Source organism: Parabacteroides sp. AF48-14 (genome assembly GCF_003477465.1).
GTDB lineage: Bacteria > Bacteroidota > Bacteroidia > Bacteroidales > Tannerellaceae > Parabacteroides > Parabacteroides acidifaciens.
This window is the reverse complement of sequence record NZ_QUDI01000021.1, coordinates 49,854-75,543: the sequence shown is the minus strand read 5'-3', so window position 1 is coordinate 75,543 and position 25,690 is coordinate 49,854. Positions and strand designations below refer to the sequence as shown.

Annotated in this window: 19 protein-coding genes and 1 pseudogene; all 20 read left to right on the top strand. The window is 40.1% G+C overall.

Translation table 11 applies throughout. The features are described from left to right. Window positions 1–24: 24 nt before the first annotated feature. The 20 genes and pseudogenes from DW083_RS11470 (at window position 25) to DW083_RS11375 (ending at window position 25,681) form a co-directional block, all read left to right on the top strand. Complete coding sequence (locus DW083_RS11470; protein WP_115499160.1) at window positions 25–270, top strand: RNA-binding protein; 246 nt, start codon at window positions 25–27, stop codon at window positions 268–270. 108 nt (window positions 271–378) lie between these two features. Further along, window positions 379–1,628 (top strand): annotated as a pseudogene (locus DW083_RS11465) (hypothetical protein). A gap of 137 nt (window positions 1,629–1,765) precedes the next feature. After that, complete coding sequence (locus tag DW083_RS11460) at window positions 1,766–2,365, top strand: RNA polymerase sigma-70 factor (protein WP_122332445.1); 600 nt, start codon at window positions 1,766–1,768, stop codon at window positions 2,363–2,365. Between the two features lie 75 nt (window positions 2,366–2,440). Then, on the top strand, window positions 2,441–3,421 hold the full coding sequence (locus tag DW083_RS11455; RefSeq protein ID WP_122332444.1) for a FecR family protein: 981 nt from the start codon (window positions 2,441–2,443) through the stop codon (window positions 3,419–3,421). A gap of 141 nt (window positions 3,422–3,562) precedes the next feature. Further along, on the top strand, window positions 3,563–6,907 hold the full coding sequence (locus tag DW083_RS11450) for a TonB-dependent receptor (RefSeq protein WP_122332443.1): 3,345 nt from the start codon (window positions 3,563–3,565) through the stop codon (window positions 6,905–6,907). A gap of 11 nt (window positions 6,908–6,918) precedes the next feature. Next, window positions 6,919–8,613 (top strand): RagB/SusD family nutrient uptake outer membrane protein, encoded by a 1,695-nt coding sequence (locus tag DW083_RS11445; RefSeq protein WP_122332442.1) that lies wholly within the window; start codon window positions 6,919–6,921, stop codon window positions 8,611–8,613. A gap of 23 nt (window positions 8,614–8,636) precedes the next feature. Beyond that, on the top strand, window positions 8,637–9,812 hold the full coding sequence (locus DW083_RS11440) for an FN3 domain-containing metallophosphoesterase family protein (RefSeq protein WP_122332441.1): 1,176 nt from the start codon (window positions 8,637–8,639) through the stop codon (window positions 9,810–9,812). Between the two features lie 690 nt (window positions 9,813–10,502). Continuing rightward, on the top strand, window positions 10,503–11,150 hold the full coding sequence (locus tag DW083_RS11435; protein ID WP_147382132.1) for a hypothetical protein: 648 nt from the start codon (window positions 10,503–10,505) through the stop codon (window positions 11,148–11,150). A 688-nt stretch (window positions 11,151–11,838) separates the two neighbouring features. After that, window positions 11,839–12,195, top strand: a complete 357-nt coding sequence (locus DW083_RS11425) for a hypothetical protein (RefSeq protein WP_122332438.1) — start codon at window positions 11,839–11,841, stop codon at window positions 12,193–12,195. 81 nt (window positions 12,196–12,276) lie between these two features. Further along, window positions 12,277–13,413 (top strand): 6-bladed beta-propeller, encoded by a 1,137-nt coding sequence (locus tag DW083_RS11420; RefSeq protein WP_122332437.1) that lies wholly within the window; start codon window positions 12,277–12,279, stop codon window positions 13,411–13,413. A 52-nt stretch (window positions 13,414–13,465) separates the two neighbouring features. Further along, window positions 13,466–14,092, top strand: a complete 627-nt coding sequence (locus tag DW083_RS11415; RefSeq protein WP_122332436.1) for a hypothetical protein — start codon at window positions 13,466–13,468, stop codon at window positions 14,090–14,092. Further along, the gene (lepB, locus tag DW083_RS11410; protein WP_122332435.1) at window positions 14,076–14,597 is read left to right on the top strand and encodes a signal peptidase I; all 522 of its coding nucleotides are present in this window, start codon (window positions 14,076–14,078) and stop codon (window positions 14,595–14,597) included. The genes DW083_RS11415 and lepB overlap by 17 nt, the downstream gene beginning before the upstream one ends. Then, window positions 14,597–15,298: a glycosyltransferase gene (locus DW083_RS11405; protein WP_122332434.1), complete on the top strand. Its 702-nt coding sequence runs from the start codon at window positions 14,597–14,599 to the stop codon at window positions 15,296–15,298. The genes lepB and DW083_RS11405 overlap by 1 nt, the downstream gene beginning before the upstream one ends. 88 nt (window positions 15,299–15,386) lie before the next feature. Beyond that, window positions 15,387–15,701 (top strand): hypothetical protein, encoded by a 315-nt coding sequence (locus DW083_RS22110; protein WP_147382393.1) that lies wholly within the window; start codon window positions 15,387–15,389, stop codon window positions 15,699–15,701. 13 nt (window positions 15,702–15,714) lie between these two features. Next, on the top strand, window positions 15,715–16,875 hold the full coding sequence (locus tag DW083_RS11400) for a 6-bladed beta-propeller (protein ID WP_158582110.1): 1,161 nt from the start codon (window positions 15,715–15,717) through the stop codon (window positions 16,873–16,875). A gap of 67 nt (window positions 16,876–16,942) precedes the next feature. Beyond that, a complete protein-coding gene (locus DW083_RS11395; RefSeq protein ID WP_122332432.1) occupies window positions 16,943–17,908 on the top strand; it encodes a FecR family protein in 966 nt (321 codons plus the stop codon). Window positions 17,909–18,018: 110 nt separating this feature from the next. Further along, window positions 18,019–21,546, top strand: coding sequence for a TonB-dependent receptor (locus tag DW083_RS11390; RefSeq protein ID WP_199659169.1), 3,528 nt, complete (start codon window positions 18,019–18,021; stop codon window positions 21,544–21,546). Between the two features lie 18 nt (window positions 21,547–21,564). Further along, a complete protein-coding gene (locus tag DW083_RS11385) occupies window positions 21,565–23,358 on the top strand; it encodes a RagB/SusD family nutrient uptake outer membrane protein (protein WP_122332431.1) in 1,794 nt (597 codons plus the stop codon). 107 nt (window positions 23,359–23,465) lie between these two features. Beyond that, the gene (locus DW083_RS11380; RefSeq protein ID WP_122332463.1) at window positions 23,466–24,356 is read left to right on the top strand and encodes a sugar phosphate isomerase/epimerase; all 891 of its coding nucleotides are present in this window, start codon (window positions 23,466–23,468) and stop codon (window positions 24,354–24,356) included. A gap of 68 nt (window positions 24,357–24,424) precedes the next feature. Next, on the top strand, window positions 24,425–25,681 hold the full coding sequence (locus DW083_RS11375; protein ID WP_115499146.1) for a Gfo/Idh/MocA family oxidoreductase: 1,257 nt from the start codon (window positions 24,425–24,427) through the stop codon (window positions 25,679–25,681). Window positions 25,682–25,690 lie beyond the last annotated feature (9 nt).

Sequence of the window (25,690 nt, the reverse complement as noted above, 5' to 3'; positions counted from 1 at the left end):
TAATTATTTTATATTAGTTTTTGTATGAATATTTACATTGGTAACCTGAACTATCGGGTTAGAGAATCAGACTTGCAACAGATTTTGGAAGAGTACGGTACAGTAGACTCAGTTAAGTTGATCATTGACCGTGACACTCGTCGTTCTAAAGGTTTTGCTTTCGCAGAACTTCCTAACGAAAACGAAGCAAAAAATGCTATCGAAGAATTAAACGGCGCAGAATATGAAGGCCGTCAGATGGTAGTAAAAGAAGCTACACCGAGACGCTAAGTAAGCCGATTAAAGCATAAAGTAACGGGGATATAGACAAGATTCTATATCCCCGTTCTTCGTTTATTCCTATTTAATTGTTACGTTTGCATTCAAAATTTGCGATTAATGAAAAGTTATTTGAATAACGGATATTTTCGTTCAGTCTTTTTCTTCTTGCTGTTTGCAGCAGGGATTTCAGCAGTCCATCCCCTCGAAGCCCAGATACCTGAGCGTGTTTTTAAAACGGATTACCGGATTGATCCGGAAAAGAACAGGGAACTTTCTGTCGAAATAGATAACCTAAGCTTTTTCAAAGATGATGAATATTCAGGGGCATTTATGAAAGGCTATACCTTGCCCGGGCTTTGGTTGCAGGCGAAGGCGGTCTATTATCCGTTGGAGATGTTGAAACTGGAAGCAGGTGTGCATTTCCTGCGCTTTTGGGGCGCAAACCGTTATCCGAATATGGCCTATCAGGATATTGCCCGCTGGAAAGGAGACCAATATCAGAAAGGTTTCCATGTCCTTCCCTGGTTCCGGGCGCAAGTCGCTCTGTCCGATCATGTGGATATTATTTTAGGTGACTTGTATGGAGCGGCTAACCATAATCTGATAGAACCGTTATACAGCCCCGAGCTGAATATGATGGCAGATCCGGAGATGGGTTTGCAGTTGCTTTATAACTCCCGCCGGTTCGATCTGGATATGTGGGTGAACTGGGAAAGTTTCATTTTCAGGGAAGATTTTCACCAGGAGGCTTTCACAGTCGGTTTATCCACCCGTTTCAAATTTAACGATCCGGAATCCCGTTTCCATTTCTATGCGCCTTTGCAGGGAATGGTACAACATCGGGGAGGAGAGATCGACACGATTTTCACCAACTCCGTCCAAACTCTGATGAACGGGGCTATCGGTGTAGGAGGTGTTTGGAACACGGGACATAAGATATTCAAAAATGTAAATTTAGAATTGGACGCGACCGGTTATTATCAGCAGGCCGGCAAGTTGTGGCCTTTCGATAACGGCTATGGCGTCTATGCGCGTGCCTCGGCTGATATATATGACTTCCGTGTAAAGACTTCCTATTGGAAATGCCACAAATTCATATCCATGTTCGGCAGTCCGTTCTATGGTGCGGTTTCGACTTCTGATGAGGGTTTGACCTTTGATAATCCTTCCATGCTCTACTTTGGGGCGGAGTATTCGCGCGTCTTGGCAAAAGGCTTTTCGCTCGGTATAGATTTGGATATTTATGCCCATTTGCCTGCAACGTTGAGAGGTACGGAACAAGATGGATATAAGACATTTACAAAAACAAGTTTCTCTGCCGGCATCTACTTACGGGTGAATCCATCTTCCTGATAAAGAAATTCTGATTATAGTTTTCTTCTCCGGAACGTTAACAACTATTAGATACAAAGCGAATATATAGAGCTAAATGGTTAGTAATTGTAAATGTTTTATTATTTTTGTAGGCGAGATGACGGTTGGGAGATCTTAAAATCGCTATAGTATGTTCGACGTTTCTTTACTATATGAATTGAAAAAAGGGAATCGGGAAGCCTTTAACGGCGTCTTTCGATATTATTATCCCCGGGTGATGGCTTACGTGGCTTCTATGGTTGAAGAGAAAGTGGCGGAAGATATTGTCCAGGATATCTTTTTATATGTATGGGAGAATCGCGCGAAGCTGTATGTCAGCGATGGTTTCCATTCGTATCTTTTCCAATCCGCTTACACTCGTTGCCTGGATTATTTCAAGAAAAATCTCTCCGTAGAAAAATACCACTCCCACACATATGAGAAATATCTGGAAGATTATCAAAACCTGTTGGAAGGAGACAATCCCGTCATCGAAGAACTTAGCATGAAAGATTTTTACCGGCGTTTGTATGAATTGCTGGAATTGCTGCCCGAACAGCGTCGTGAGGTCTTTGTTCTTGCTTATATAAAAGGCTTGACAGCCAAAGAGGTTTCCGAACAGATTCAGATGCCGCAGCGTACGGTGGAAAGCCATCTTTATTTAGCTCTCAAATTCCTGAAGAAACACATGTCTAAGAATGACTACTACCTACTTTGTTTTTTTCTTCTTTCACGCGGGATATATGCTTGACGCAAATAAAAAAGTTTAGTCTTAGCTCAGTAGTTTTTAGTTGTTGATCGTTTAGCTTATATATAAAGAGAGAAAATGGAGTTTGATTACGCACTTTTAGCAAAATACTTGATTAATGAACTTTCTCAGGAAGAACTGGAAGAGGTCATGAAATGGCGTAATTTGTCTGAAGAGAATGAAACTGTTTTTTCTGAAGTGTTCCGGTTGCGTCTTTCATGGAATGCTGCAAAATATGCAGATAATGAACGGATCGATATCGCTTTGAAAAAGATAAATGCGCGGATTAATCAGACAAAGCGTTTTCATGTTTTTGGTCCGTTGCTAAAGTATGCGGCTGTTCTTTTGTTGCTTGTTTCGCTATCATATTCCGGATGGGAGTATTTTAAACCGGAAACTTATGTGACTATCGCATTAAGAAACAAGGAAGAGGTGAAGAAAATTGCATTGGAAGATGGTTCTACAGTTTGGTTAAGAGGAAATTCTGCTTTAAAAATACCGGAGTCGTTCAGTGCGGCAAACCGAACGGTCTCCTTGCAAGGAGAAGCATTCTTTGACATCGCAAAGAATGCTTCATCACTATTTATAGTTTCTACGGATTATGTAAAGATAGAAGTACATGGGACTTCTTTCAGTGTCAATGTTAACGCCCAAAATAAATCTGTTGAAACGGTTTTAGTAAGAGGCAGTATCGATTTACAAAACCTGAAGGGTAAGAGAATTTTGGAAATGAATCCAGGGGAGAAAGTGACTTATGCCTGGAACGACAATACCTATATTACGGACCGCGTAGATGTGAATGTTTGTGCTGCGTGGCGTTTTAACCAATTGATTTTTGAAAATATAACTCTTCGTGAAATTGCCAATCAATTATCAGCCAAATATAACGTAAGTGTGAACATTGAGTCTTTAAAACTGGCCCAACGCAAATTTCGTTGTGTGATAAATGAAGATGAACATTTGTCGGATGTTCTGGAACAACTATGCTATTTGGCGCCGATTACCTACCGAATAGAAAATTCTGAGATCTATATATTTGAAAAACAAACAAAAAAATGAATGTCTATGGGAAATTAAAATGTAATCGAATGTAAATACTCCTTTAATATAAGGAATATTCCTTTGCAGCGGTTAATAAAAATGCTGTTGGTAAACAAGTTAACTAATTTTTATAGTACTAACAAAAATGAATCACATGATATGAATAAAAAAGTATCTATTGCTACATTATCAATGCTTTTAGTCGCAGCATCGCCGATCATGGCGGTGAATGACGCAAATACTTTGTATGTGAATTTGGAATTGTCTTTAAACAAGACAACAGTAGGCACGGTCATACAAAGTATCAGTCAACAAACAGGTTATGAATTTTCTTATGATGAGTCGATCTTGAGTAAGGAAATATCCAATGTCTCTGTTCGTGTAAAAAATGAACGTATTGAATCGGTTTTAAAGAAAGTTTTTAAAAACACGGGGATTTCTTTCCGGATTGTTGATAATCGGATATTTCTGCAAGATAATGTAGAGACAAAGAACAACCTTTTTGGAAACATCTCTTTAGCGGTTGTCCAACAAGAAAAGAAGACAATCAAAGGTACGGTTATAGATAATACCGGTTTTCCCGTTATCGGGGCGAATGTTGTTATTAAAGGAAGTGCCGGAGTCGGTACGGTGACAAATGTCGATGGCGATTTTACACTGGATGGTGTTGAAGACGGCGCCATATTATTGATTTCTTATATCGGCTATGTAGACCAGGAGGTGGCTGTAACGAAAGGAAATAACGATTACAAAATTACAATTCATGAAGATACGCAGAATCTGGATGAAGTCGTAGTTGTCGGCTATGGTACGCAAACTAAAGTAAATCTGACAGGGGCGGTGAGTACGATTGGCAAAGACGAATTGATCGACCGTCCGGTGACGAATGTCTCTTCCGCTCTTCAGGGATTGACTCCGGGTGTTACGGTAACGTCCGGCACGGGAAGGCCGGGGGATGATGGCTCGACTATCCGTGTTCGTGGGGTTGGTACGCTGAATAATGCTAATCCTTACATTCTGGTGGATGGGATCGAAACCGGGACTTTTGATTCGATTGACCCTAATGATATCGAGTCTATTTCGGTTCTGAAAGATGCGGCTTCGGCTGCCATTTACGGTTCTAAAGCTGCCAATGGTGTAATCTTGGTTACGACCAAGCGGGGGAAAACCGGTAAAGCAACAGTCTCTTATAATGGTAATGTCAGTTTTTCGAATGTGTCGACTTTGATTGACCGTCTGAGTTCTTACGATTATGCCCGTTTATATAACCAGTTGTTGACGCAAGATGGAGCCTCTCCTCGTTTTACAGATGACGATCTTCGTCTATTCAAGGATGGAACGGATCCTTACGCTCACCCGAATACAGTTTGGACAGATTATATTTTCCGGACAGGCTTTATGCATAAACACAATCTCAATGTCAGCGGGGGATCCGATGATGTGAAGTATATGGCATCTGCCGGATTTTTAGGTCAGGAGGGAACAATGAAAAACTCCGATCGTCAGCAGTTTAATCTACGTACGAACCTGGATATTAAGTTGTCCGATAAGTTTACGATGCGGACTAATATGGCTTTTATCCATAATCAATATTCCGAGCCGAATGCTTCCTATGGAGGTGGTTCGAACCAACTTATATGGCAGGCTAATCGTATCGCTCCTTGGGTTCCCTATAAAAAAGAAGACGGTTCTTACGGTTCGATATCGGATGGTAATCCGGCAGCTTGGATAGACATCAACAGCCGGAAGAATCATTTGCAGCAGAATTTCTCCGGATTGTTAGCGTTTGATTATCATATAATGGATGGGTTGACATTCACGCTGCAGGGCGCTTATGTGACGAATATAAAAGAAACAAAGGATTACCGTAAAGAATGCTGGTATGACGACGTTAATTACCACGGGCCGGACCAGTTGACGGAAACGATTTCGAGATGGAGCCGTTATACATTGGATGCGTTGTTGAATTATGACAAGACTTTTAATCAGGACCATCATATCAAAGCGCTGGCCGGTTATAAGATTGAGAAGTATGATTATCGGGAACTGGTTGCTTTCCGGAAAAGTTTTCCGAACAGCGAAGTAACTGATTTGAACGGTGGCGATTCATCCACACAGACAAACAGTGGCTATTCCCGTGAACTGGCATTGTTGTCCTATTTCGGACGTATCAATTACGACTACAAAGGCAAATATTTACTGGAAGCTAATTTCCGTGCCGATGCTTCTTCCCGTTTTGCAAAAGGGTATCGTTGGGGATATTTCCCCTCTTTCTCCGCCGGATGGCGTATTTCGGAAGAAGATTTTATGGAAAACACAAGAGGTTGGTTACAGTCTCTGAAGTTCAGGGGATCTTGGGGGTTGCTTGGAAACCAGGATGCGGTGAAGGACGAGTATTATCCTTATTTGCCGACTTTGTATATCGGTAAAAACTTCCCGTTTGCGGGAACGGTTCATCAAGGTATCACAGTTGTGAGCCATAAGGTTACAACTATTTCGTGGGAAAACTCGACGAACTGGGGCTTTGGGTTTGATGCTAATTTCTTGAATGAGTTTATGCTGAGTGCCGAATATTATAACCGCAAGACATCCGATATTATTATGGATATACCAGTTTCCGATACATTTGGTATATCAGGAACCTATCAGGACAACAAGGGTTCATTGCGTAACAGCGGTGTGGAAGCGAGTCTTGCCTGGAATCATTCCTTTAATAAAGATTGGCGAATGGGAGTAAATGCAAACTTCTCCTATAACAAGAATAAACTGATTGATTTGGCAGGTGTCAATGAGATCATCGATGATTACAGCATCAACCGTGTGGGCGAGGCTTACCAATCGTTCTATGTTTATGAGGTCGATGGTTTGTTCAAGAGTGACGAAGAAGCTGCCGCTTATGAAAAGCAATACGGTAATCCTTGGTCTGCTCCTTTCAAGGGAGGTGATTTCCGTATTAAAGATGTGGACGGGGATGGGAAACTGACGTCGAAAGACCGCGTGGTGAAAGGTTCGCAACAGCCGAAAACGACTTATGGCGTCACACTGAGTGGAGGATGGAAAAATTTTGATCTTTCTGTCTTTTTCCAGGGTGTGACAGGTACAAGCCGTTATTTCGCACGTGATGTGGTCGGTTCGTTCATTGGTGATACATCTCACCCCAGTAGCAACTGGCTGGATGCCTGGACTCCCGAGAATCCGAATGCTGAATGGCCGCGTCTTTTCCTCGAAGAAAGCTCAGTCAGTGCCCCTAACAAATGTCGTTCTTCTTTCTGGTGTATGAATACCAACTATCTGCGTATTAAGAATATCAATTTCGGATATACACTACCGAAGTCGATTACGAATAAATTGGGTATAGCCAATGTGAAGGTTTACTACACCGGCGAGAATCTCTTCACGTTTGACAGTCTGCCCTTTAACGCAGATCCGGAGTCTGCTTCCGGAAACTTGGATATTTATCCGATCAATAAAAGCCATTCTTTCGGTATTAACGTAACATTTTAAATGATTGAAATATGAAACTGAAACAAATATTAAGTCTTGTTCTTTGTCTTACCGGAGCAGGAGCCCTTACTTCGTGTGATGATTTCTTTGATCTGAATCCGAAAGATCAGTTGACAACAAACACATTTTGGAATACTTCCAATGATGTCGATGCGGCTGTAACTGCAGCATACAATTGGTGGGTTAATAATTATGTCGGATCGAAGTTTATTTTTTATGAAGACAGCTATTCGGATATCGGCTTCAATTATACGAATGCCTCTAATATGAGGAATATGGGGAGAGGCAGCGTTTCTCCTACGTCAGCTCCGAATTATTGGAGACAGTATGAGACGATACGCCGTTGTAATTTTGTCATCGAAAATATAGATTTGGTGCCGGCTTCGGCAATGACGGAAACGCAAAAGAATGATTTCCTGGCACAAGTACGTGCAATTCGAGGTTATAGCCATGCTTATCTGGCAACTTGGTATGGGGATGCTGTTATTATGGATTTTGTTCCCGCGACGGCAGATGATGCCAAACTGCCGCGTGAGCCGGAAGCGAAAGTGAAAGAACATGCTATGAATGATCTGGTGTGGAGTGCCGAACATATCGCGGAGAAACCGGCAGAGAAAGGACGTATTGCCAAAGGTACGGTTCTTTCGATGATTGCCCGTTTCAATTTGCTGTGGGGCAATTATTCGGAGGCATTGGATGCGGCTAATCAAGTGATTGCGCTGAACCAATATGAACTGGATCCTGATTTCCTGAATATGTTTTCCATGGCCGGGCAAAACTCTAAGGAAATTATTTGTACGTATGAGCATGTCCAAACTACTTATGCCTATAGTGATGTAATCCGTTTCTATAATAATTCGGATGGTGGTTGGGCCTCATTTGTCCCGACTCAAAACATGGTCGATATGTTTGAAATGGCGGACGGCAAGATGATTGACGAAGCAGGCTCCGGCTATGATCCTGTCCATCCGTTTTATAATCGTGATCCTCGATTGAAAAATACGGTTATCTATTCCGGATTGGATTGGGTGGGACGTAATAATGTGCCGCGCATATTCAATACTCTTGATAAGACTTTGCCGAACGGTTCTTCGAATAAAGATTATTATACTGCGGCTGACAATGCCTCCCATACCGGTATGTTGTGGGCTAAATATTTGTATCCAAACCAGGGGCAATATTCCACTTCCATGAATGACGATGCCTTGTGCCCGATTATCTTCCGGTATGCGGAAATACTGTTGACAAAAGCCGAATGTTTGGTCGAGTTGAATCAGGATTTGCAAGAAGCAATGAATATTATTGACCGGTTGCGTGTACGCGGAGGGCATATTGCTGTCGATCGTTCCAAATACAACACGCAAGCAAAAGTGCGGGAACTGGTAAGAAGGGAACGTACAATAGAGCTGGCAGGCGAAGGGTTCCGCTATGAAGATATTGTTCGCTGGGACGAATATGACAAAAGCGGGGCCAAGACCGGAAGAAAAGTGGCGGAAGCTGTTATGCCGGGTGACTTGTATCGTTTGTGCGGTACTGTCAACTATGACGAACCGGATCCGGATCGTCGTGCCGTGATCGATGTGAACGCTACTCCTGAAGACCGTTTGATTGAAGTCCGTTATTTCGACAAGAAGCAATTTCATTTGCCGATATTACAAGCCGAGATGGATGCGAACCCTCAATTAGTTCAGAATGATGGCTATTAATAGATCAATCAATTTTATTTACAATGAAGTACATTAGAAATTTAGTATATGCACTTTTACTCACAGTTGCCACTCAGGTGGCAACTGCGCAGATAAAAATCCTTTACGGACCTTATTTGCAGAATGTAAAAGAGAATGAAGCAACCATTGTCTGGGAGGCAGATAAGCCTTCTGTCGGTTGGGTAGAGTTGGCTCCTGATGATGGGACTCATTATTACGGTGAGGAAAGACCCAAATATTTCGATACGACTAACGGGGTAAAGAACACCTCTTTACTTCATACTGTAAAAGTCAAAGGATTGGCTCCCGGTACGACATACCGGTATCGCATCTATGTACAGGAAGTATTGTCGCACGAAGGTATTTCTGTTATATACGGACGCGTAGCTGCTTCAGATGTCTACAAAAAGAAAGCATTGACATTTACGACTTGTGATTCGCAGAAGAAAGAGACAAGTTTTGCGATGATCAACGATATTCATGGGCGTGAAGGTATTATTACAAAACTACTGAATGCTGCCGGCTACAAAGATAAGGACTTGATTATTTTCAATGGTGATATGGTTTCCGTATTTCAGGATCGGGAAACAATCTTCAACGGGTTTATGAAGGAAAGTATCGACTTGTTTGCATCTGAAAAACCGATGTATTATGCACGTGGAAACCATGAAACTCGCGGCGAATTTGCTACGTCTTTCCAGAAATATTTTTCACCGGAAGAACCTTTCCTGTATTATATTTTCAGACAGGGGCCTGTTTGTTTTATCATGTTGGATACAGGAGAAGATAAGCCGGATTCCGATATCGAGTATAGTGGTATTACCGACTATGACGGCTATCGGACGGACCAGATGGAATGGATGAAGGGACTTTATAAAAATGAGGATTTCAAACAAGCTAAATTTAAAGTGGTGATTGCGCATATGCCTCCTTCTGCTGATCTCAATATCTGGCATGGTCAGAAAGATGTGTTGAAGAAATTTGTCCCTATTCTGAATGATCTCGGAGTTGACTTGATGTTATGCGGACATCTCCATAGAAATAAATATGAAGAGCCGAGTACTGGGATCAAATTCCCAGTGTTGGTAAATTCCAATAACAGTGTGGTTTCGGTGTCTACTGATGGCAATCAGATGAATCTGGTCGTACTTGATTTGGATGGTAAAGTCGTTACCAAAAAATCATATATGGCTAAATAATATCGAATGGTTTATTTTTTTATTCTCGATTTTCAAAGGGGGCTTATTGTATAAAACGCTTTTTTTAGGCATGGAAGACATCCGAGGGTAAACAAATGTTAATCCACTTTTCTGACGTCAAAAAGGGGGGTTTCCGCCTTTTTTGAGCGTTTCCGGCCATTACGACCGTCCTCTTTTCCATTATGACCGTGCTAATGCGTAGTGCACTCGGCAGCTCGCGAAGATTAGGACGGTCGTAATGGCAATTAGAACGGTCGTAATTGGAAAGAGGACCGTTTTCATGGCAAAAAAGCCCCTAAATTTCCTTGGGATATTTGGAACGCCGTCCGTTTTATTTTCAAATATTCGATTCTCCAGGAGTTAAGGTTTATCACTTTGCCGGCGTTTCCGGCTTTCGGCAATCAAATTGCATACTTTTCGGGACGGTCTCGGCTCCTCATTTCGTCTGTTGTCAGAAAAGAAGGCTTAAACCGTGAAAAGAGTCAATCCAAAATGAATCAACTTTTCGGTCGAAATAGAAAAATAGTCGAAAAGGGGGTTATTGTATTATTTGAACATATATCCTCTGGTGTGGTGGATTGGTATTGGACACTTTAAAATCAAGCAGAACAAACTAAAAAAACTATGATATTAGCTCCGTATTTTTTTCAATCTATTCGTTTTGCTTATATAGATAGCTTTTAATTTAATATGAAAGATTGGAAAAACATAAGAATTTGGAGGATTTCGGCAATATCATTGTTGCTTTGCCTGGTGGTGTTTATATGTTATATGCCGATATTCTCGAATGGTTTCTTAGACTCGTGGGATGACCAGTGGATGGTGATGAATGTCTATACAGGAAGCGGTTGGACTTGGGAGAATTTGTTGGCGATATTTACACAATCTCATAAAGGGCAGTATAGTCCGTTAGTTGAATTGAATTATCTGTTTTTATATGGTTTATTCGGCTATAATCCGTTTTGGTTTCATTTAATGAGTGTTGTTTGGCATTGCGGATGTGTTGTGTTGTGTTTTTTTCTTGTCCGTCGTTTATTGGAACTTTCTGGAGATATAAATCGTTCCATATCATTCCATGTCGCTTGCCTGGTTTCGTTTTTGTTTGCGATCCATCCTGTTAATGTAGAATCGGTTGCATGGATCAGTGCCGTAAAAGTTCCGATGTACACATTTTTTTTATTTGCTCGCATTGTTTTTTTATTTGCATTATACGGTAACACAAAAAATAAGTTTTTATGTTATAAGCTTGTTCTGTTTTGTTTGTTCGGGATTAAGCAAGGAGCAGGCGTTTGTCTTTCCACTATCATTGTTGTTGGTCGATTGGTTCATTTTGCGTGATTGGAAGACAATGGACATTTGGCTTGAAAAACTTCCATACCTTATCGTGTCGATAGGTTTTGCTTTTCTGACGTTTGATTTGCAGGGAAATAGGAGCGATGCTGTATCCTATACGACTGTCCAACGTTTTTTATTTGGCTGTTATTCTTTGTTTGAGTATATAACGAAGTCGCTAATACCTGTCAATTTGAATTATTTGTATCCGTTCCCGATACCCGAAGGTTGTGTGAACATTCCGGTACGTTTTTATGTATATCCGGTATTAGTGGCAGGATTGGTTGTTACGTTGTTATATTACCGTAAGAATCGTATTTTATTGTTCGGTAGTTTGTTCTTTATCCTTCATTTATTATTATCGCTTCATATTGTAGCGATGCCTCGTCTTGGAATTGTTGCAGACCGATATCTTTATTTGTCTCTGATCGGTTTGTTGTTGACAGTTAGTTATGCCTTTGTCGTATTCGTAAAAAAGCAGAGGAGAAGGTTTGCAAAGATTTTGTGTGTACTGTCGTTGCTTTTGTATAGTACTTATTTAGGACTCTATACATATCAATATAGTATGAGGTGGGAGAATACTGATACCGTAAAAGAGTATTTGCGAAGTTCTATAAAGGAGAACTAAATGAGAATGATATAAAAAGTCGTGATAGTCACGATTGAAAATGTTTAAAATTAAAATCTAATTAAGATGAAAAAGATCGTAAACAAGATCGTTTTAGTATCGGGAGCTGTCGCGTTGCTCCTTGGTATGGGACTAAATCTCCAGTATGCGCTGGATGATTATGGGCTATACAGTAATGATATTGTAATTTCTGTTTATGCCCAACGAACGGGTGATTTTAATGACTCGGATAGCCATACTTTTCAAATAGCGGAAGCAACAAGGACAGAAGCTAGTGGGGGATGGACTTTTGATGCAGGGTTACAACTCTGGTTTTTGAATGGAAAGGTTCAAAAAACAGGTCCATCCAGTTCTTATACTGTAAAGTATAAATGTTGTCGTCCTAAAGGGGATGTGATAGATTGTCCTTATGAAGGTTGTTGAACTTGAAGTATAACCGTTTTATGTGTCAGTTGCTTTTTTGAAAAGAAAAGTAGCTGGCATATATTGATAATTTAATGTGAAATGAAATTAAATATATCGCTTTTTATTATATTTTTAATATTCTCTTGTAATGGTAAAAATGGAAAAATAGATTCTATTGATAAGATAATGAATGTAGATATTCAAAATGTTCATGGCTTAAATATGAATGAAATCTATGATTCTGTTAGTTATATCCCATTAGAACTTACAGATAATTCATTGCTAAGCAGTGTGGATAAATTGTATAAATCGGATTCGTGCTATATCATATTTGATTCAAAGCAAATGAATATATTTGTTTTTAATTTGGATGGTAGTTTTCGTTGTGTTATAGGGGAAAAAGGAGCTGGTAAGGATGAGTATATTTATTGGAATGATATTTATTATTCACAAGATGAACGACGTGTTTATGCACATGAGAGATTTCAAAATCGTATATATGTCTATGATACATATGGAAACTTGGTGTTGAAAACAAAAGAATCAAGATATCAATTTAATTCGTTTGTTAAGACATCATTAGGATTTTTTGTGTATAGCTGTTTTAAAAAGCCATATAATATGAATGGCTATAATTTGATTTTATTAGATGAAGAACTTCAAGAATCAAAAAAAGGGTATTTTCCTCAGAAAGAATTTGTTAATGCAATTGTATATCCTGCTTTTTTTACATTTGGAAGCTATGATTATTTTTATTACCCATCTAGTAATATTGTATATAAGTTAGGTGAAGAGATAGAACCATATTGTAAATTTGATTTTGGAAATCGAACTATGCCTTATGAAGAGATTGTCCGTTTGAATTCTGTAGAAACATACAAAAAAATAGTTTCTGGACATGAATATATTGGTGATATCAGATCTTGTTTGTCAAATGAAAACTGGATTTCTTTTCAATTCTCAGAAACTGATTTTGATAAGCCTGTTAAAACTTATTACTGTATGTGTAATCTCAAAGATGAAAAGGTTTATGTAGATACAACTCCTTTTATCAATTTTGGTATATACCCTTTTCATCGGAGTTTGAAATTTTTGAATGACGAAGTTGGTATATATTTACTTTTTCCATATATATTGGAAAAAGAGAGTTTAGAAATATTGTCAAAGCAGGTAAATGTACGATTGACAGAAGATAGTAATCCAATATTGGTTGTTTGTCATTTGAAGAAATTATAAGTATGAAATATAAATTTTTGTTGGTTGTTTGTCATTTGAAGAAATTATAAGTATGAAATATAAATTTTTGTTATTATCAGTATTTTCTCTGTTTATATTGTTTTGCTTGGTTACAATAAAAATAAAAGAGAATGCAAATGCGTCTGTAGAACGTATAAAAAATGATTCTTTCTTGTTAAATTGCCTATATGAAAATCTGAATAAGCAGTTTAAGAGTAATAATAGTTTTATAAAAAATGAGACGAGTTTAGTAGATATATCAGGGAATACAATATATCTACGAGATATAGTAGGCAAGATGAAATTTGTTATTCGGTTTAGAGGAACTCAATGTCGGAGTTGTGTAAATGTATTTAATCAGTATACTGAAAGGTTGAAAAAAATAATTTCAGATTTAGGAGCAGATTTAGTCATAATATTGTTAGATTCTGAAAATATTACAGATTTGCAGATTGTAACTGAAAAAATGAATTGCGAAGTTTATGGTATTCCGGTAGGAAATCTTTCTCTTGAACTGGAAAATAAAAATCACATTATTCCATTTTATCTATTTACACTTTCAAATTTCTTGATGATTCAAGATTGTTTTATTCCGGTGGATAATCTAGATGACCTTTTAGATGTTTACATAGAATCAATAGAACGCAAATATCTTATTTTGGATGATAAAAGCTTTTAAAATAGCCTTGATAATGATACTTTTTTGTGTCTGTATTCGCATTTTCATCGGTGAACCCTGCTATATCCCGTCTGAAAGTATGGAACCGACTTTGTATATTGGTGATTGGGTTTGGGTGGACAAGGTATCTTATGGGGCTTTATTTCCAAGCCGTTTTTCCGATATACCTTTATTTAACGTGTTTACTTGGATAAAGCCTTTGCGAATTGCAGATGAAAAGAATAATTGGAAGAACAGGCGTTTTATTGGTTTCCAAAAGCCGGAAATAAGGGATGTCATTGTTTTTCGAAATCCTCAAAATCGGAATATGTTATTAGTGAAACGTGTTTTGAGTAAATCTGTCCATAATGGAATGACATTTTATTATGTGATGGGTGATAATCGGAATAATTCGTTGGATAGTCGTTTTTTTGGAGAGATTCCGGACACTTTTGTAATCGGTCGTGTGAATCGAATCTTATTTTCCTTAAAAAATAAGCGCAGAACATTTAAGACTATTGAGTGATGAATACAGAAATTGATCTTATATTACCTTGCTATAATCCGGATTCCGATTGGGAGCAGTTAGTTGTATCTAAATATAAAGAATTGCAATCCAAATGGAATGAATTGGAATTTCATCTGTACGTGGTAAATGACGGTTCCATTAAAGGTTTTGATCATAATGCTATTGACTATATCATACAAACTATACCGGATGTCCATATCCTTGCATATCCGGTAAATCAGGGAAAAGGCTTTGCTTTACGAAAGGCGGTCGCTATGTCTTCTTCTGATTACATTCTTTATACGGACTATGATTTTCCTTATACAATTGAATCTATGTCTAAAGTTTTAGCCTCTTTATTGATAGGTGTAGATGTGGTTATTGCGACGCGTAATAAAAAATATTATTCTTGTTTGCCGTTTTCACGCCGATGGGTTTCACTATTTGTTCGTTGGTGTAATCGCCATTTGTTGCAAATGAAATTTCCGGATACCCAGGCCGGATTGAAAGGGTTTAATCAAAAAGGACGTACTGTCTTTCTTTCCACTCGGATTAAAACCTATCTTTTTGATTGGGAATTTGTTTATAAGGCCGGTAAAGATCCTTCTGTAATCGTCAAAGATGTTTGTGTAGAATTAAGAAAAAATGTCCGGTTTTCACGGTTTGATATGGTTGCTTATTTGAAAGAACTGCGATGTTGTAAAAGAGTTTTGTTTTAGTTTTGTTCTTATTCTTACTTTTGCTCCGTATTTTCCCAAAGTTGTTCGTTTAGCTTATAATATGTTGTTACAATAAAAATAGAATGGAATGAAAAAGCTTGTATTAATATCGGGTTTGACGATGTTACTTTTGGGCATGGGATTAAATCTTCAGTATGCATTGGACGATTATGGTTGGGCTGATAATTTGGTTATACAGATATTGGCTACGACTGGTGACATCAATACTTCGTGGCCGGATCCAAATAAACCGGTGGAACCGGGAACTATTGCGGTGACAAAAAGTTGTATGTATATTTATCCCGATGGTTCCTTCACGGGAAGCGTACAACGTGTATGTGAAAAGCAATATGTTTGTCCGACATGTAATTGTACTCCTGTACCGTGTGGTGGTGAATTTTAGTAAATGGAAGATTATGGTTCGATATTTTTTTAGTTTGCTGATAATTTTTAGTTTGTTTGCTTGTCATCCAAAACAACAGGTTGCAATTTCGGATGATATGTCTGTTGTTGATACTGTGAGCCCTCGGGTTATTCCCATTTCTATTTCGGATACTACTTACCGGCATGTTGATCAAACATTCGAGCAAGTCTCTTATGTGATTTTGTCAGATGATGTTTTGATAGGAGAAATAGTCCGTACCCTTGTTGTTGATGACCGTATTTTTATATTGGACAACCAAAATAAAATTTTCTGTTATAATATGGAGGGTGGAGTCGAATATGTGATAGACGACTATGGTTCGGGACCGGGTGAATATGGGCGTATATTGGATTTTGCGCTAAATCCTCCATTGAAGGTTTTATGGATGTACGATTCTTCAAGAAGGCAGTTGTTGTGTTATGATATGTTTACTGGTAAACGTTGTCAATCCATCTCTGCGGCATATATGGCACCTGAACGTATGGCAATTTGGAACGGATCCTTTTTCTTTTTTATGGGGAACCATTATAACTATCCGGATAATTCGAATATGCATTATTCTTTATTTTATTCCATATCCGGTGCCAAAATAGACAAGTCTTTTTTCCCTCATGACCAAATGTCTGAGTTCCTGTTTTCTTATGGTTGGGAACATCCGTTCTATTATAATGATGATAAGCTTTATTTTATAAATAATTATGGGACTGTTGTCTATCAGTTGACGTCGGAATCCATTCGGCCATTGTACAAAGTAGAGTTGCCTGATTCTTTACCATCGGATATATTGATGGAAGTGACGCCATCGTTGAAATTGATGCAAACCCGCTACTCTTGGCTGTTGAGTAATTCCTATGAAACGGATGGTATTTTAAACTTATGGTTTCAAAAACAAGGTTATTATTATGCTGTATACTATGATTTATCGAATGATAAAATCATATATGCCGGCAAACAGGTTAATAACATTCCGGTTAAGGATTTATTATTTATTTCACAAATCAATGGAGTGTATAAGAATACATTCTTTTCGGTGGTCCCTTCTTTTATAATCAAATACAAAATTGATGAAAACCCGGATATTTTTCCGGAGGATTTAAAGAGTTTGACGGAAGAAAGTAATCCGGTTATCGCTTTTTATAAAGTAAAAAGGTGAAAAAATACTTTTTTTGCTCCGTATTTTTCCCGAGTTGTTCGTTTTGCTATAGATGAAAGGAAATAAGATGGATTTTGATTATAGACTTTTAGTAAAATATTTGGTCGGCACACTTTCTCCGGAAGAAATGGAGGCGGTGAAGGAGTGGCGCGCACGGTCGATTGAGAATGAAGATATTTATTCCAAATTGATAAACCTTCGTGTTTCATGGAAGTTTATGCGATATAATACACCAGGGCATATTGAAAGCGCTTTGAATGAAGTGAATGGCAAGATAAATCGTAGAAGGCGGTTTGACATTGTCCGCTCTGTAATGAAATATGCGGCTGTGATCTTGTTGCTTGTTTCTTTTTCTTATGTGGGATGGGAATATCTGAAACCTGAAAATTATGTGACGATTACGGTTAAGCAAGGGGAAGATGTGAAAAAAATTATGCTTGCAGATGGGTCGACTGTCTGGTTGAAGGAATGGGCTTCCTTGAAGATGCCCGAAACTTTTGCCAAAAACAATCGTCAACTCTCCTTGCAAGGAGAAGCATTCTTTGACGTTGCAAAGAATGCGCAATTTCCACTATATGTTTCAACGAATTATGTAAATATCAAAGTTCTCGGAACGGCTTTCAATGTAAAAACAGACGAGAAGCATAAAAATGTAGAAACCGTTTTAGCAAGGGGTAAAGTAGCTCTGCTCGATAAGCAGGGAAATGCCGTTTTAGACATGTCGCCGGGAGAAAAGGTGACATATAATAGCTATAAGAACGAATATTCCACAGAGATTGTGGATGTAAATATAAGTACAGCGTGGCGGCTGAACCAGTTTGTCTTTGAAAATGTCACGCTTAGGGAAATCGTCAATCAACTCTCCGTAAAATTTAATGTGAACATAAATCTGGAATCATCGAAGCTTGCCCAGCGTAAGTTCCGGTGTGTGATCAATGAGGATGAGAGCTTGCCTGACATTCTGAACCTCTTGAAGTATTTGGCCCCGATCCGGTATAGGATAGAGGGGAAAGAAATATTTATATATGAATAATAAAAATGGAATGCCTATGAAGAAATAACAGACAGGAAAAAGAAAACACACACAACAAAAGAAAACTGTAACTTAAAAAAACTTAGTACTAACATTATTGAATCACATGTATGATTAAAAAAGCATCAATTGCGACATTAGCAATGTTTTTGACAGCTGCATCGCCCGCAATGGCGGAAGGGGATGCACATTCTTTGTATGTGAATCTGGAACTGGCGTTGAATAGTACAACTGTCGGTGCAGTGATACAAAGTATTAGTGAACAAACCGGATACGAATTTTCTTACGACGAAGCCTTGTTGAATAAGAAAATATCCAGAGTTTCCGTTAGCCTTAAAAATGAACGTATTGAAAAAGTTCTGAAAGAGGTCTTTAAGAATACCGGTATCTCTTACAAGATTGTTCATAACCGCGTATTTCTGAAAGATAATAGTGTAAAACAATATGTCCAACCCGAGCCGGTTGTGGCTATGGCCCAGCAACAGAAAAAAGCGATATCCGGTGTCGTTATCGACGATACGGGATTGCCGGTTATCGGGGCGAATATTATCCTTAAAGGCGGTGCCGGTGTCGGAACGGTGACGGATGCCGACGGTAAATTTACATTGGATGGAATTCCTGACGGAGCGACTTTACTTGTTTCTTATATCGGATATTTGGATCAAACGATACAGGTGACAAGTGATAAAAGCTCGTTTCAGATTACCTTGCATGAAGATACCCAGAAACTGGACGAAGTTGTCGTTGTCGGATACGGTGTGCAAAAGAAGGTCAATATGACAGGTTCTATTTCGAATGTAAAAGCAGAAGAACTTTCGGTTATTCCGAATACAAACTTGTCGAACTCTTTGGCCGGACGTGCTCCCGGTGCAACTATTACAGGTAATTCCGGTTTGATGGGAGCTTCTTCCGAAATCCGTATGCGTGGTGGTTTTGGCGATCCGTTGTTCGTTATAGACGGTGTTATCCGCGATAAAGAAGCGTTTGATAATCTGGAACCGTACGAAATCGACCAGATGAGTTTCCTGAAAGATGCCGCATCGGCCTCTATCTATGGATCAGCTGCCGGTAATGGTGTCGTGTTGGTGACGACCAAAGGGGGTGTCAAGAACCAAAAACCTGTGTTTAACTACCAGGGTTCCTATGCTTTCAGCAAGTCTACCCAGGAATTGTTCGCAGACAGATGGACGGCTATCGATGATTTGGATTATCAAAATGCGGTTGCACGTTTCCAAGGGACGAAAGAACCTAACGGTGAAGCCGAATATGCTTATTTCCGCGATAACAATATTAACTATAATGTAAACGATTACATTTGGCAGAATCCTTGGAATACAAAACATTCTCTGAGTGTGACAGGCGGTAGTGAAAAGGTTCAATATTATGTAATGGGATCTTTCCTGGCGGAAGAGGGTTCTTATGTCTCTTTGGAAAATAAAAAATTTTCTTTGCGTTCGAACCTGACGATGGAATTGAGCAAATATATCAAGATGAATGTAAACCTGGATGCAAACCAATCGAATGACAAACGTTTCTATTGGCCGTTCTCGGACGATGATGACCAGGCTGTTTACGACTTGTATCGTTGTACGTTCAATGCGATGAAGACAACGCCTTTTTATTCTAACCTGGATGGAACTCCATCTGCCACTATTACGGATTACCCGATCTATCAGGACTATGGTTCATGGCAGGGATGGAACCCGGTTGACCAAGTTGTGGGTGACCGTTATTTGAAGACTCGCCGTCGTAATATGAATGGTATTGTTTCATTTGATTTCAATCTTGACTTTATCACGAAAGGTTTGAGTACGAAGATTATGGGAAGTTATATTGGCCATGACTATTCCCGTAAGAGATTCATGACTTTTCAAAAAAATTACAAATTCCAACAGGCTGATCCGGAAGGAAACCGTTTTTTGCCGGCTCCGTTGAATTTGAATGAATATAATACATTCAACTTTTCCCAGAATTATGAAAACCTGGATTATCGTGCCAAGCAGTTATGGACAGAGCAGTTCAACTGGTTCGTAAACTATGCAAATACGTTCGGCAAACATGACGTCGGCGGTATGATCGTTTTTGAACAGGCTGCCAACGGTGGTGAATGGGTACAGGCTAAGGGCGAACAACCGCTTGCCAATATCGATCAGATGTTTAATTATTCAAAAGATGCGGAACGCCGTTGGGGAGATGCGGAAGAATATACCGGTGGACGTCTTTCCTGGATAGGCCGTTTCAATTATACGTTCGATCAGAAGTATATTGCCGAGTTCTCCTTCCGTTATGATGGCAATACCTTGTTCCCGGACGGACACCGTTGGGGATTCTTCCCGTCTGTATCTGCTGCATGGCGTATCAGTCAGGAGCCGTTTATGGAAAAGACATCAGATTGGTTGAGCAATTTGAAATTGCGTGCATCTTATGGAACGACCGGTAATGACTTGGATTTGAGTAAGGACCCGATCGATAAGATTACAGCATTTTCTTATTTGCAGAAATATAATACAGGTGGCACATATATATTCGGCAGTAATTTAGCCAATACAATTACAGCCGGTGCGACTCCTAATCCGACATTGACTTGGGCCACTTCCACGACTTATAATGGTGGTTTGGACTTTGGTTTCTTTAATAATCGTTTGTCCGGTACGTTCGATGCTTTCTATCGTAAGGAGGTCGATATTTTGGGCCCACGTACAGTGACGCTCCCGAATACGTATGGCCAAAGCTTGGCTCCGGAAAACTATGCTGAACGTTCATGGAGAGGTGGTGAACTGTCTTTAACCTGGATGGATAAGGCTGCTAACGGGGCAATAGATTATTCTGCCTATGTGAATTTGGGGTTTGCCCGTGATAAATGGGACGTATTGGATGTTTCTGCCACTTATCAGGAAGGTGGAAATCTTCATGCCCTATCACCTGTAGGGAAAGCCGATGGTATCTTGATCGGTTTGATTGCCGATCACTTGCTGACAGACCAGGCTGAAGTCGACGCTTTGAAAGCGAAAGGTTTCAAACAATATGGCCGTGATCCGTATTTGGGCGGTATCTTGTATAAAGATACACGCGGTGACGGATATACGGAAGGACCTGATGGCCGTATCGATGGCAATGACGCATATAACTTGTTGAGTGAAAACGGAACGCCACGTATTAACTACGGTTTTGGTGGTAATATTAAGTGGAAAGGTATTACTCTGGATGTCCACTTCCAAGGTGTCGGCAAGTATGATCGTTTTGTCGGTGGTGTCGATGGTGGTTTCTACCAGCATGGTGGTGCTGTCCGTCCTTATTTCCCGATTTGGACAAGCGACAAAGTATATGATCCGGAGCGTAACCCGAATGGTGTTTATCCGCGTATCGTAGGTTCTGGTTGGTATGAGTCCGGAGCCGGAAACACCAGTTACTGGATGCGTAACGGCGCTTATCTTCGTTTGAAGAACTTGAACATCGGCTATGATTTGCCAATGGGCATTCTTCGTCCGTTAGGTATTTCGCGTGCTCAGGTGTTTGCCAATGCGACCAATTTGTTCTGTATTTCAGCAGTAACAGAGTTCTTGGATCCTGAACAGAAATATTATGATTCATATCCATTGATGAAAACTTTTTCCTTTGGCCTTAATTTCTCGTTCTAATTTTAAATCAGAAAGAATATGAAAATGAAAAAAATTAAATATGCAATAATAAGTGCCGTTCTCGTTTTAGGCGGAATGACAACCGGTTGTGATACGCTGGATATCGATAACTTGAATAGTTATGATGAATCTATGGTCTGGGACGATGCCAGCTTGGCAACCGCTTATGTGAATAATCTGTATTCGGAGTGTTTTGGCAACTGGAATGCCGGAGCAGATAATAATTCGGAACAAGTGACCGGTATGCCCTGGTATTTAGGCACTATTACGGAAACAGGCGGTGCCTATAAAAAATGGGATTACACGACGATCCGTCATATCAATGAAGCCATCAAGCGCTTGGAAGAGGGATTATTGGATAGCAAAACGGCTAATGGGTTGTTAGGCCAGGCTTATTTTATGCGTGCTTATACCTATTATTGGATGGTTATACATCATGGTGGTGTCCCTTATATTAAAATTCCTCAGGATAAAGATAAGGATGATCTGTATGTGAAACGTAATTCCACACCGGAATGTTTCCAGTTCATGGTGGAAGATTTGGATCATGCCATATCATTACTGCCTGAAAAGATTGCAAGCAGTTCTGCAGATTATGGTCGTATCGACCAATGTTTTGCGAAAGCCTGGAAAGCAAAGACTTTGCTGTTGAAGGCATCTCCTCAGTTCAATCCGAGTAACTCCTATGGTAATCCTTATTGGGAAGAGGCTTATACGGCAGCAAAAGAGGCTTATGATTTTTGCGTGGCTAAAGGTATTTCGTTAACTCCTGAATACGCAAATATTTGGATACAGGAGCAGGGACCGGAAGTGGTGTTCCCCGTAGTAAATTCTAATCCGAACAAAATTTCATCTTGGGAATATACGACTCGTCCGGCATCGGTCAGTCGTGATAAGTCTTATAGTAATCCGACTTGGGAATTTGTGAAAAGTTTCCCGATGATGGATGGCAAGCGCTATGATGATCCGACAAGTAAATATTATGTGGGTGATGAACAGGCTTTGCTGAAATCTTTCTGGATGAATAGGGATCCCCGTTTTAATAATGTGTGCTTATATAATGGTCGTGAATATCCGGTGGCAGGGAAACCTTCTGATTACCGGCAATATAACGCACTGGGTGTGAGTAGCCCGGATGACCAGTATGGCGTGAATCCTGCTGCGCATACCAATGCTGTGAATAACGATATTTTTTCAGGTTTCTATATTTACAAAGCTGCGGATTTGACATTGACTCAAGATAAGGTAATGACATATGATATCGATTACATCTTGATGCGCTTTGCAGAAGTAATGTTTATTTATGCTGAGGCAGCCAATGAAACCGGACATTCGGATGTGGCAGTCGAAATGTTGAAACAAATTCGTAAACGTGCCGGAATTGAAGCAGGAAGCGATGGCCTTTATGGTCTGAATGTCGGCAACCGCGAAGAAATCCGCCAGGCTATTCTGGATGAACGTAATATCGAGTTGTGTTTTGAAGGTCATCGTTTTTGGGATTTGCGCCGTACGCGTAACATGATGAAGCTGGCCGGTTGGATTAAACACGGTCTTGAGGCGATTGCTATCAATCCGGATGGAACTGATATGAGTTTGAATACGGCAAGAACAAAGATAAACAACAACGAATTGACCACAGGTGATTTTCGCTATGTGATTCATCAGGTTCCTTATACGGAAGCTGCAGAAAGGGAATTTGTGATTGAAGAATCTTTCTATTTCTTCCCGATTCAAAAGAGTAATATCGATCAGAATCCGAATCTCGAACAAAATAATAATTGGGGCGGAACTTTCAATCCGACAATGGAATAAATTATTACTTTTGTTTTTCATACTCAAAGGAGGGAGACCAAAAGACTTACAACCCTTTGGTTGTCCCTCTTTTTCATTTTATTTATAAACTTAATCTGTATCAGGCGATGAAAACTAAACTTTCTTTATTGATTTTTGCTTTGTTATTTGTGTTCTCCGGAACAAAGGCTCAGAATAATATCACGATCGGTGTTATTCAGTATGATTTGAGCAATATAGATAAAAGCTTTAAGGATTTGCATGACCAGGGATTCGGATCTTGCGAACTGAGTTACCGGAACAATACACTGACCAAAGAGTTTGCTGAAAAAGTGAAGGCGGCGTCGAAGAAACATAATATTAAGGTCACTACAGTTGTCGGTGTGCCGGGAAGCCGTAGTGTCTGGAATTTCCGTCAGGGACCGGCAACGATAGGCTTGGTGCCGAAAGAAGAGCGGGCTGAAAAAATCAAGGTGTATCATGAAATGATCGATTTCTGCGCAATGGCTGAAGTGCCGGCCATGCATTCCCATTTCGGTTTTATTCCGGAAGATCCCTCTTCCGAACAGTATAAGGATTTTATCCGGGTTATGCAGGATTTGGCCAATTATGCGAAAGAGCGGAATGTCATGATCTATTTTGAAACAGGGCAGGAAACCCCGACAACTTTGATCCGTGCAATTAAAGATATCGGTACGGGTAATGTGTTTATTAATTGCGATTTGGCTAATTTGCTGATGTATGGAAAGGCCAATTCTCTGGATGCCGTGAAACAGTTCGGAAATCTGATTAAGGAATTTCATGCAAAAGACGGTAAATATCCGGATCCTAATAATCCGTATGAATTAGGCGCAGAAGTGCCGATCCCAACAGGAAAAGTCGATTTTCCCGCTGTTATAGCAGAACTGAAGAAACAAGGTTTCCAGGGAGCACTGACCATTGAATGCGAATTGAACGGTGCACGGCATGATTATGTTATTAAAACTCGTGAATATCTGCAGGGACTATTGGATAATTAGTATCTTTGTCTGATATTGTTTATATTTTTAAAGAAATAGTTGCTAATCTATATAAATTATTTTCTACTATGAGAACAAGCAGAAGAGGTTTTCTGAAAACCCTTGGAGGTGTAGCTCTTTTCTCAATTGTGCCGCGTAACGTATTGGGAAACGGGTATATAGCTCCGAGTGATCAATTGACTAAAGGTATCATTGGTACCGGAGGTATGGGAAGAGGCCATGTGAATTACGGCGGTACGCGTTTGGTTGCCGTTTGTGATGTAGACAAGAAACACCTGGAGTTAGGGAAAAACCTGGTGAAGGATAAAATAGCCGCTTATCATGATTTCCGCGATTTGATTCTGGATCCGAATGTCGATATCGTCCATATCGCGACGCCTCCCCACTGGCATGGAATTATGTCGGTCGAGGCTGCTAAAGCCGGTAAGGATATCTGGTGCGAAAAACCGATGACACGTACGATCGGAGAGGGCAAGCGGGTGATGGAAGCTATGAAGCAATACGGGCGTATGTTCCGTTTGAACACCTGGTTCCGCTTTACCGACCAGTTCTATGGGTTGGGTACGCCGGTCAAGCCGTTGAAGAAATTGGTGCAGAGCGGTATGCTGGGCTGGCCGTTGAAGGTGACAATCAGTAAACATACCGGTTTCGACTGGAAATTCTATTGGGTAGGCAAAGAGTATCTCGAACCGCAATCCGTTCCGTCGGAACTGGATTATGACATGTGGCTCGGCCCGGCTCCTTACAAGCCTTATAATCCGCACCGTGTACACCAGACTTTCCGTGGCTACTGGGATTATGATGGCGGTGGACTGGGCGATATGGGACAACACTATATCGACCCTGTGCAATATATATTGGGCAAAGACGAAACCAGCCCGGTAAAGGTGGAAGTAGATGCCCCGCAACAGCACCCGGATGCTGTCGGTACATGGCGCTCGATCACATATACCTATGACGATGGTTGCCAGATCGTGCTTTGGGGAGGTGATTTCGGAGATCCGAATACGCCGTATATTGCCGGTCCGAAAGGTAATGTTTATAAGAATTTTGTATGCGATATTCCTGATTGGGAGAAGAAACTTGCCGATTATCCCGAACCGGAACCACAGGTTACGGATTTTATCGAATGTGTGAAAACCCGTCAGCCGTTTGCTCTGAACGAACGCAACGGATTCCGTTCGGCAACAATTGTCAATATGGGTGCAACGGCGCTCCGCTTGAACCGGACATTGAATTTCGATCCTGTGAAACTTGAATTTATTGATGATGAGGCTGCGAATCGTTTGTTGGATCAGCCGATGAGAGCTCCCTGGAATATTTAATTCATTCAA

Bases quoted from the DNA above. Each gene is read 5' to 3' on its own strand.
- DW083_RS11460 (WP_122332445.1), top strand. From the start codon at position 1,766: ATGTTCGACGTTTCTTTACTATATGAATTGAAAAAAGGGAATCGGGAA.
- DW083_RS22110 (WP_147382393.1), top strand. From the start codon at position 15,387: ATGAAAAAGCTTGTATTAATATCGGGTTTGACGATGTTACTTTTGGGC.
- DW083_RS11470 (WP_115499160.1), top strand. From the start codon at position 25: ATGAATATTTACATTGGTAACCTGAACTATCGGGTTAGAGAATCAGAC.
- DW083_RS11395 (WP_122332432.1), top strand. From the start codon at position 16,943: ATGGATTTTGATTATAGACTTTTAGTAAAATATTTGGTCGGCACACTT.
- DW083_RS11400 (WP_158582110.1), top strand. From the start codon at position 15,715: ATGGTTCGATATTTTTTTAGTTTGCTGATAATTTTTAGTTTGTTTGCT.
- DW083_RS11435 (WP_147382132.1), top strand. From the start codon at position 10,503: ATGAAAGATTGGAAAAACATAAGAATTTGGAGGATTTCGGCAATATCA.
- DW083_RS11385 (WP_122332431.1), top strand. From the start codon at position 21,565: ATGAAAATGAAAAAAATTAAATATGCAATAATAAGTGCCGTTCTCGTT.
- DW083_RS11445 (WP_122332442.1), top strand. From the start codon at position 6,919: ATGAAACTGAAACAAATATTAAGTCTTGTTCTTTGTCTTACCGGAGCA.
- DW083_RS11420 (WP_122332437.1), top strand. From the start codon at position 12,277: ATGAAATTAAATATATCGCTTTTTATTATATTTTTAATATTCTCTTGT.
- DW083_RS11390 (WP_199659169.1), top strand. From the start codon at position 18,019: ATGATTAAAAAAGCATCAATTGCGACATTAGCAATGTTTTTGACAGCT.
- DW083_RS11375 (WP_115499146.1), top strand. From the start codon at position 24,425: ATGAGAACAAGCAGAAGAGGTTTTCTGAAAACCCTTGGAGGTGTAGCT.
- DW083_RS11440 (WP_122332441.1), top strand. From the start codon at position 8,637: ATGAAGTACATTAGAAATTTAGTATATGCACTTTTACTCACAGTTGCC.
- DW083_RS11415 (WP_122332436.1), top strand. From the start codon at position 13,466: ATGAAATATAAATTTTTGTTATTATCAGTATTTTCTCTGTTTATATTG.
- DW083_RS11380 (WP_122332463.1), top strand. From the start codon at position 23,466: ATGAAAACTAAACTTTCTTTATTGATTTTTGCTTTGTTATTTGTGTTC.
- DW083_RS11425 (WP_122332438.1), top strand. From the start codon at position 11,839: ATGAAAAAGATCGTAAACAAGATCGTTTTAGTATCGGGAGCTGTCGCG.
- DW083_RS11405 (WP_122332434.1), top strand. From the start codon at position 14,597: ATGAATACAGAAATTGATCTTATATTACCTTGCTATAATCCGGATTCC.
- DW083_RS11450 (WP_122332443.1), top strand. From the start codon at position 3,563: ATGAATAAAAAAGTATCTATTGCTACATTATCAATGCTTTTAGTCGCA.
- DW083_RS11455 (WP_122332444.1), top strand. From the start codon at position 2,441: ATGGAGTTTGATTACGCACTTTTAGCAAAATACTTGATTAATGAACTT.
- lepB (WP_122332435.1), top strand. From the start codon at position 14,076: ATGATAAAAGCTTTTAAAATAGCCTTGATAATGATACTTTTTTGTGTC.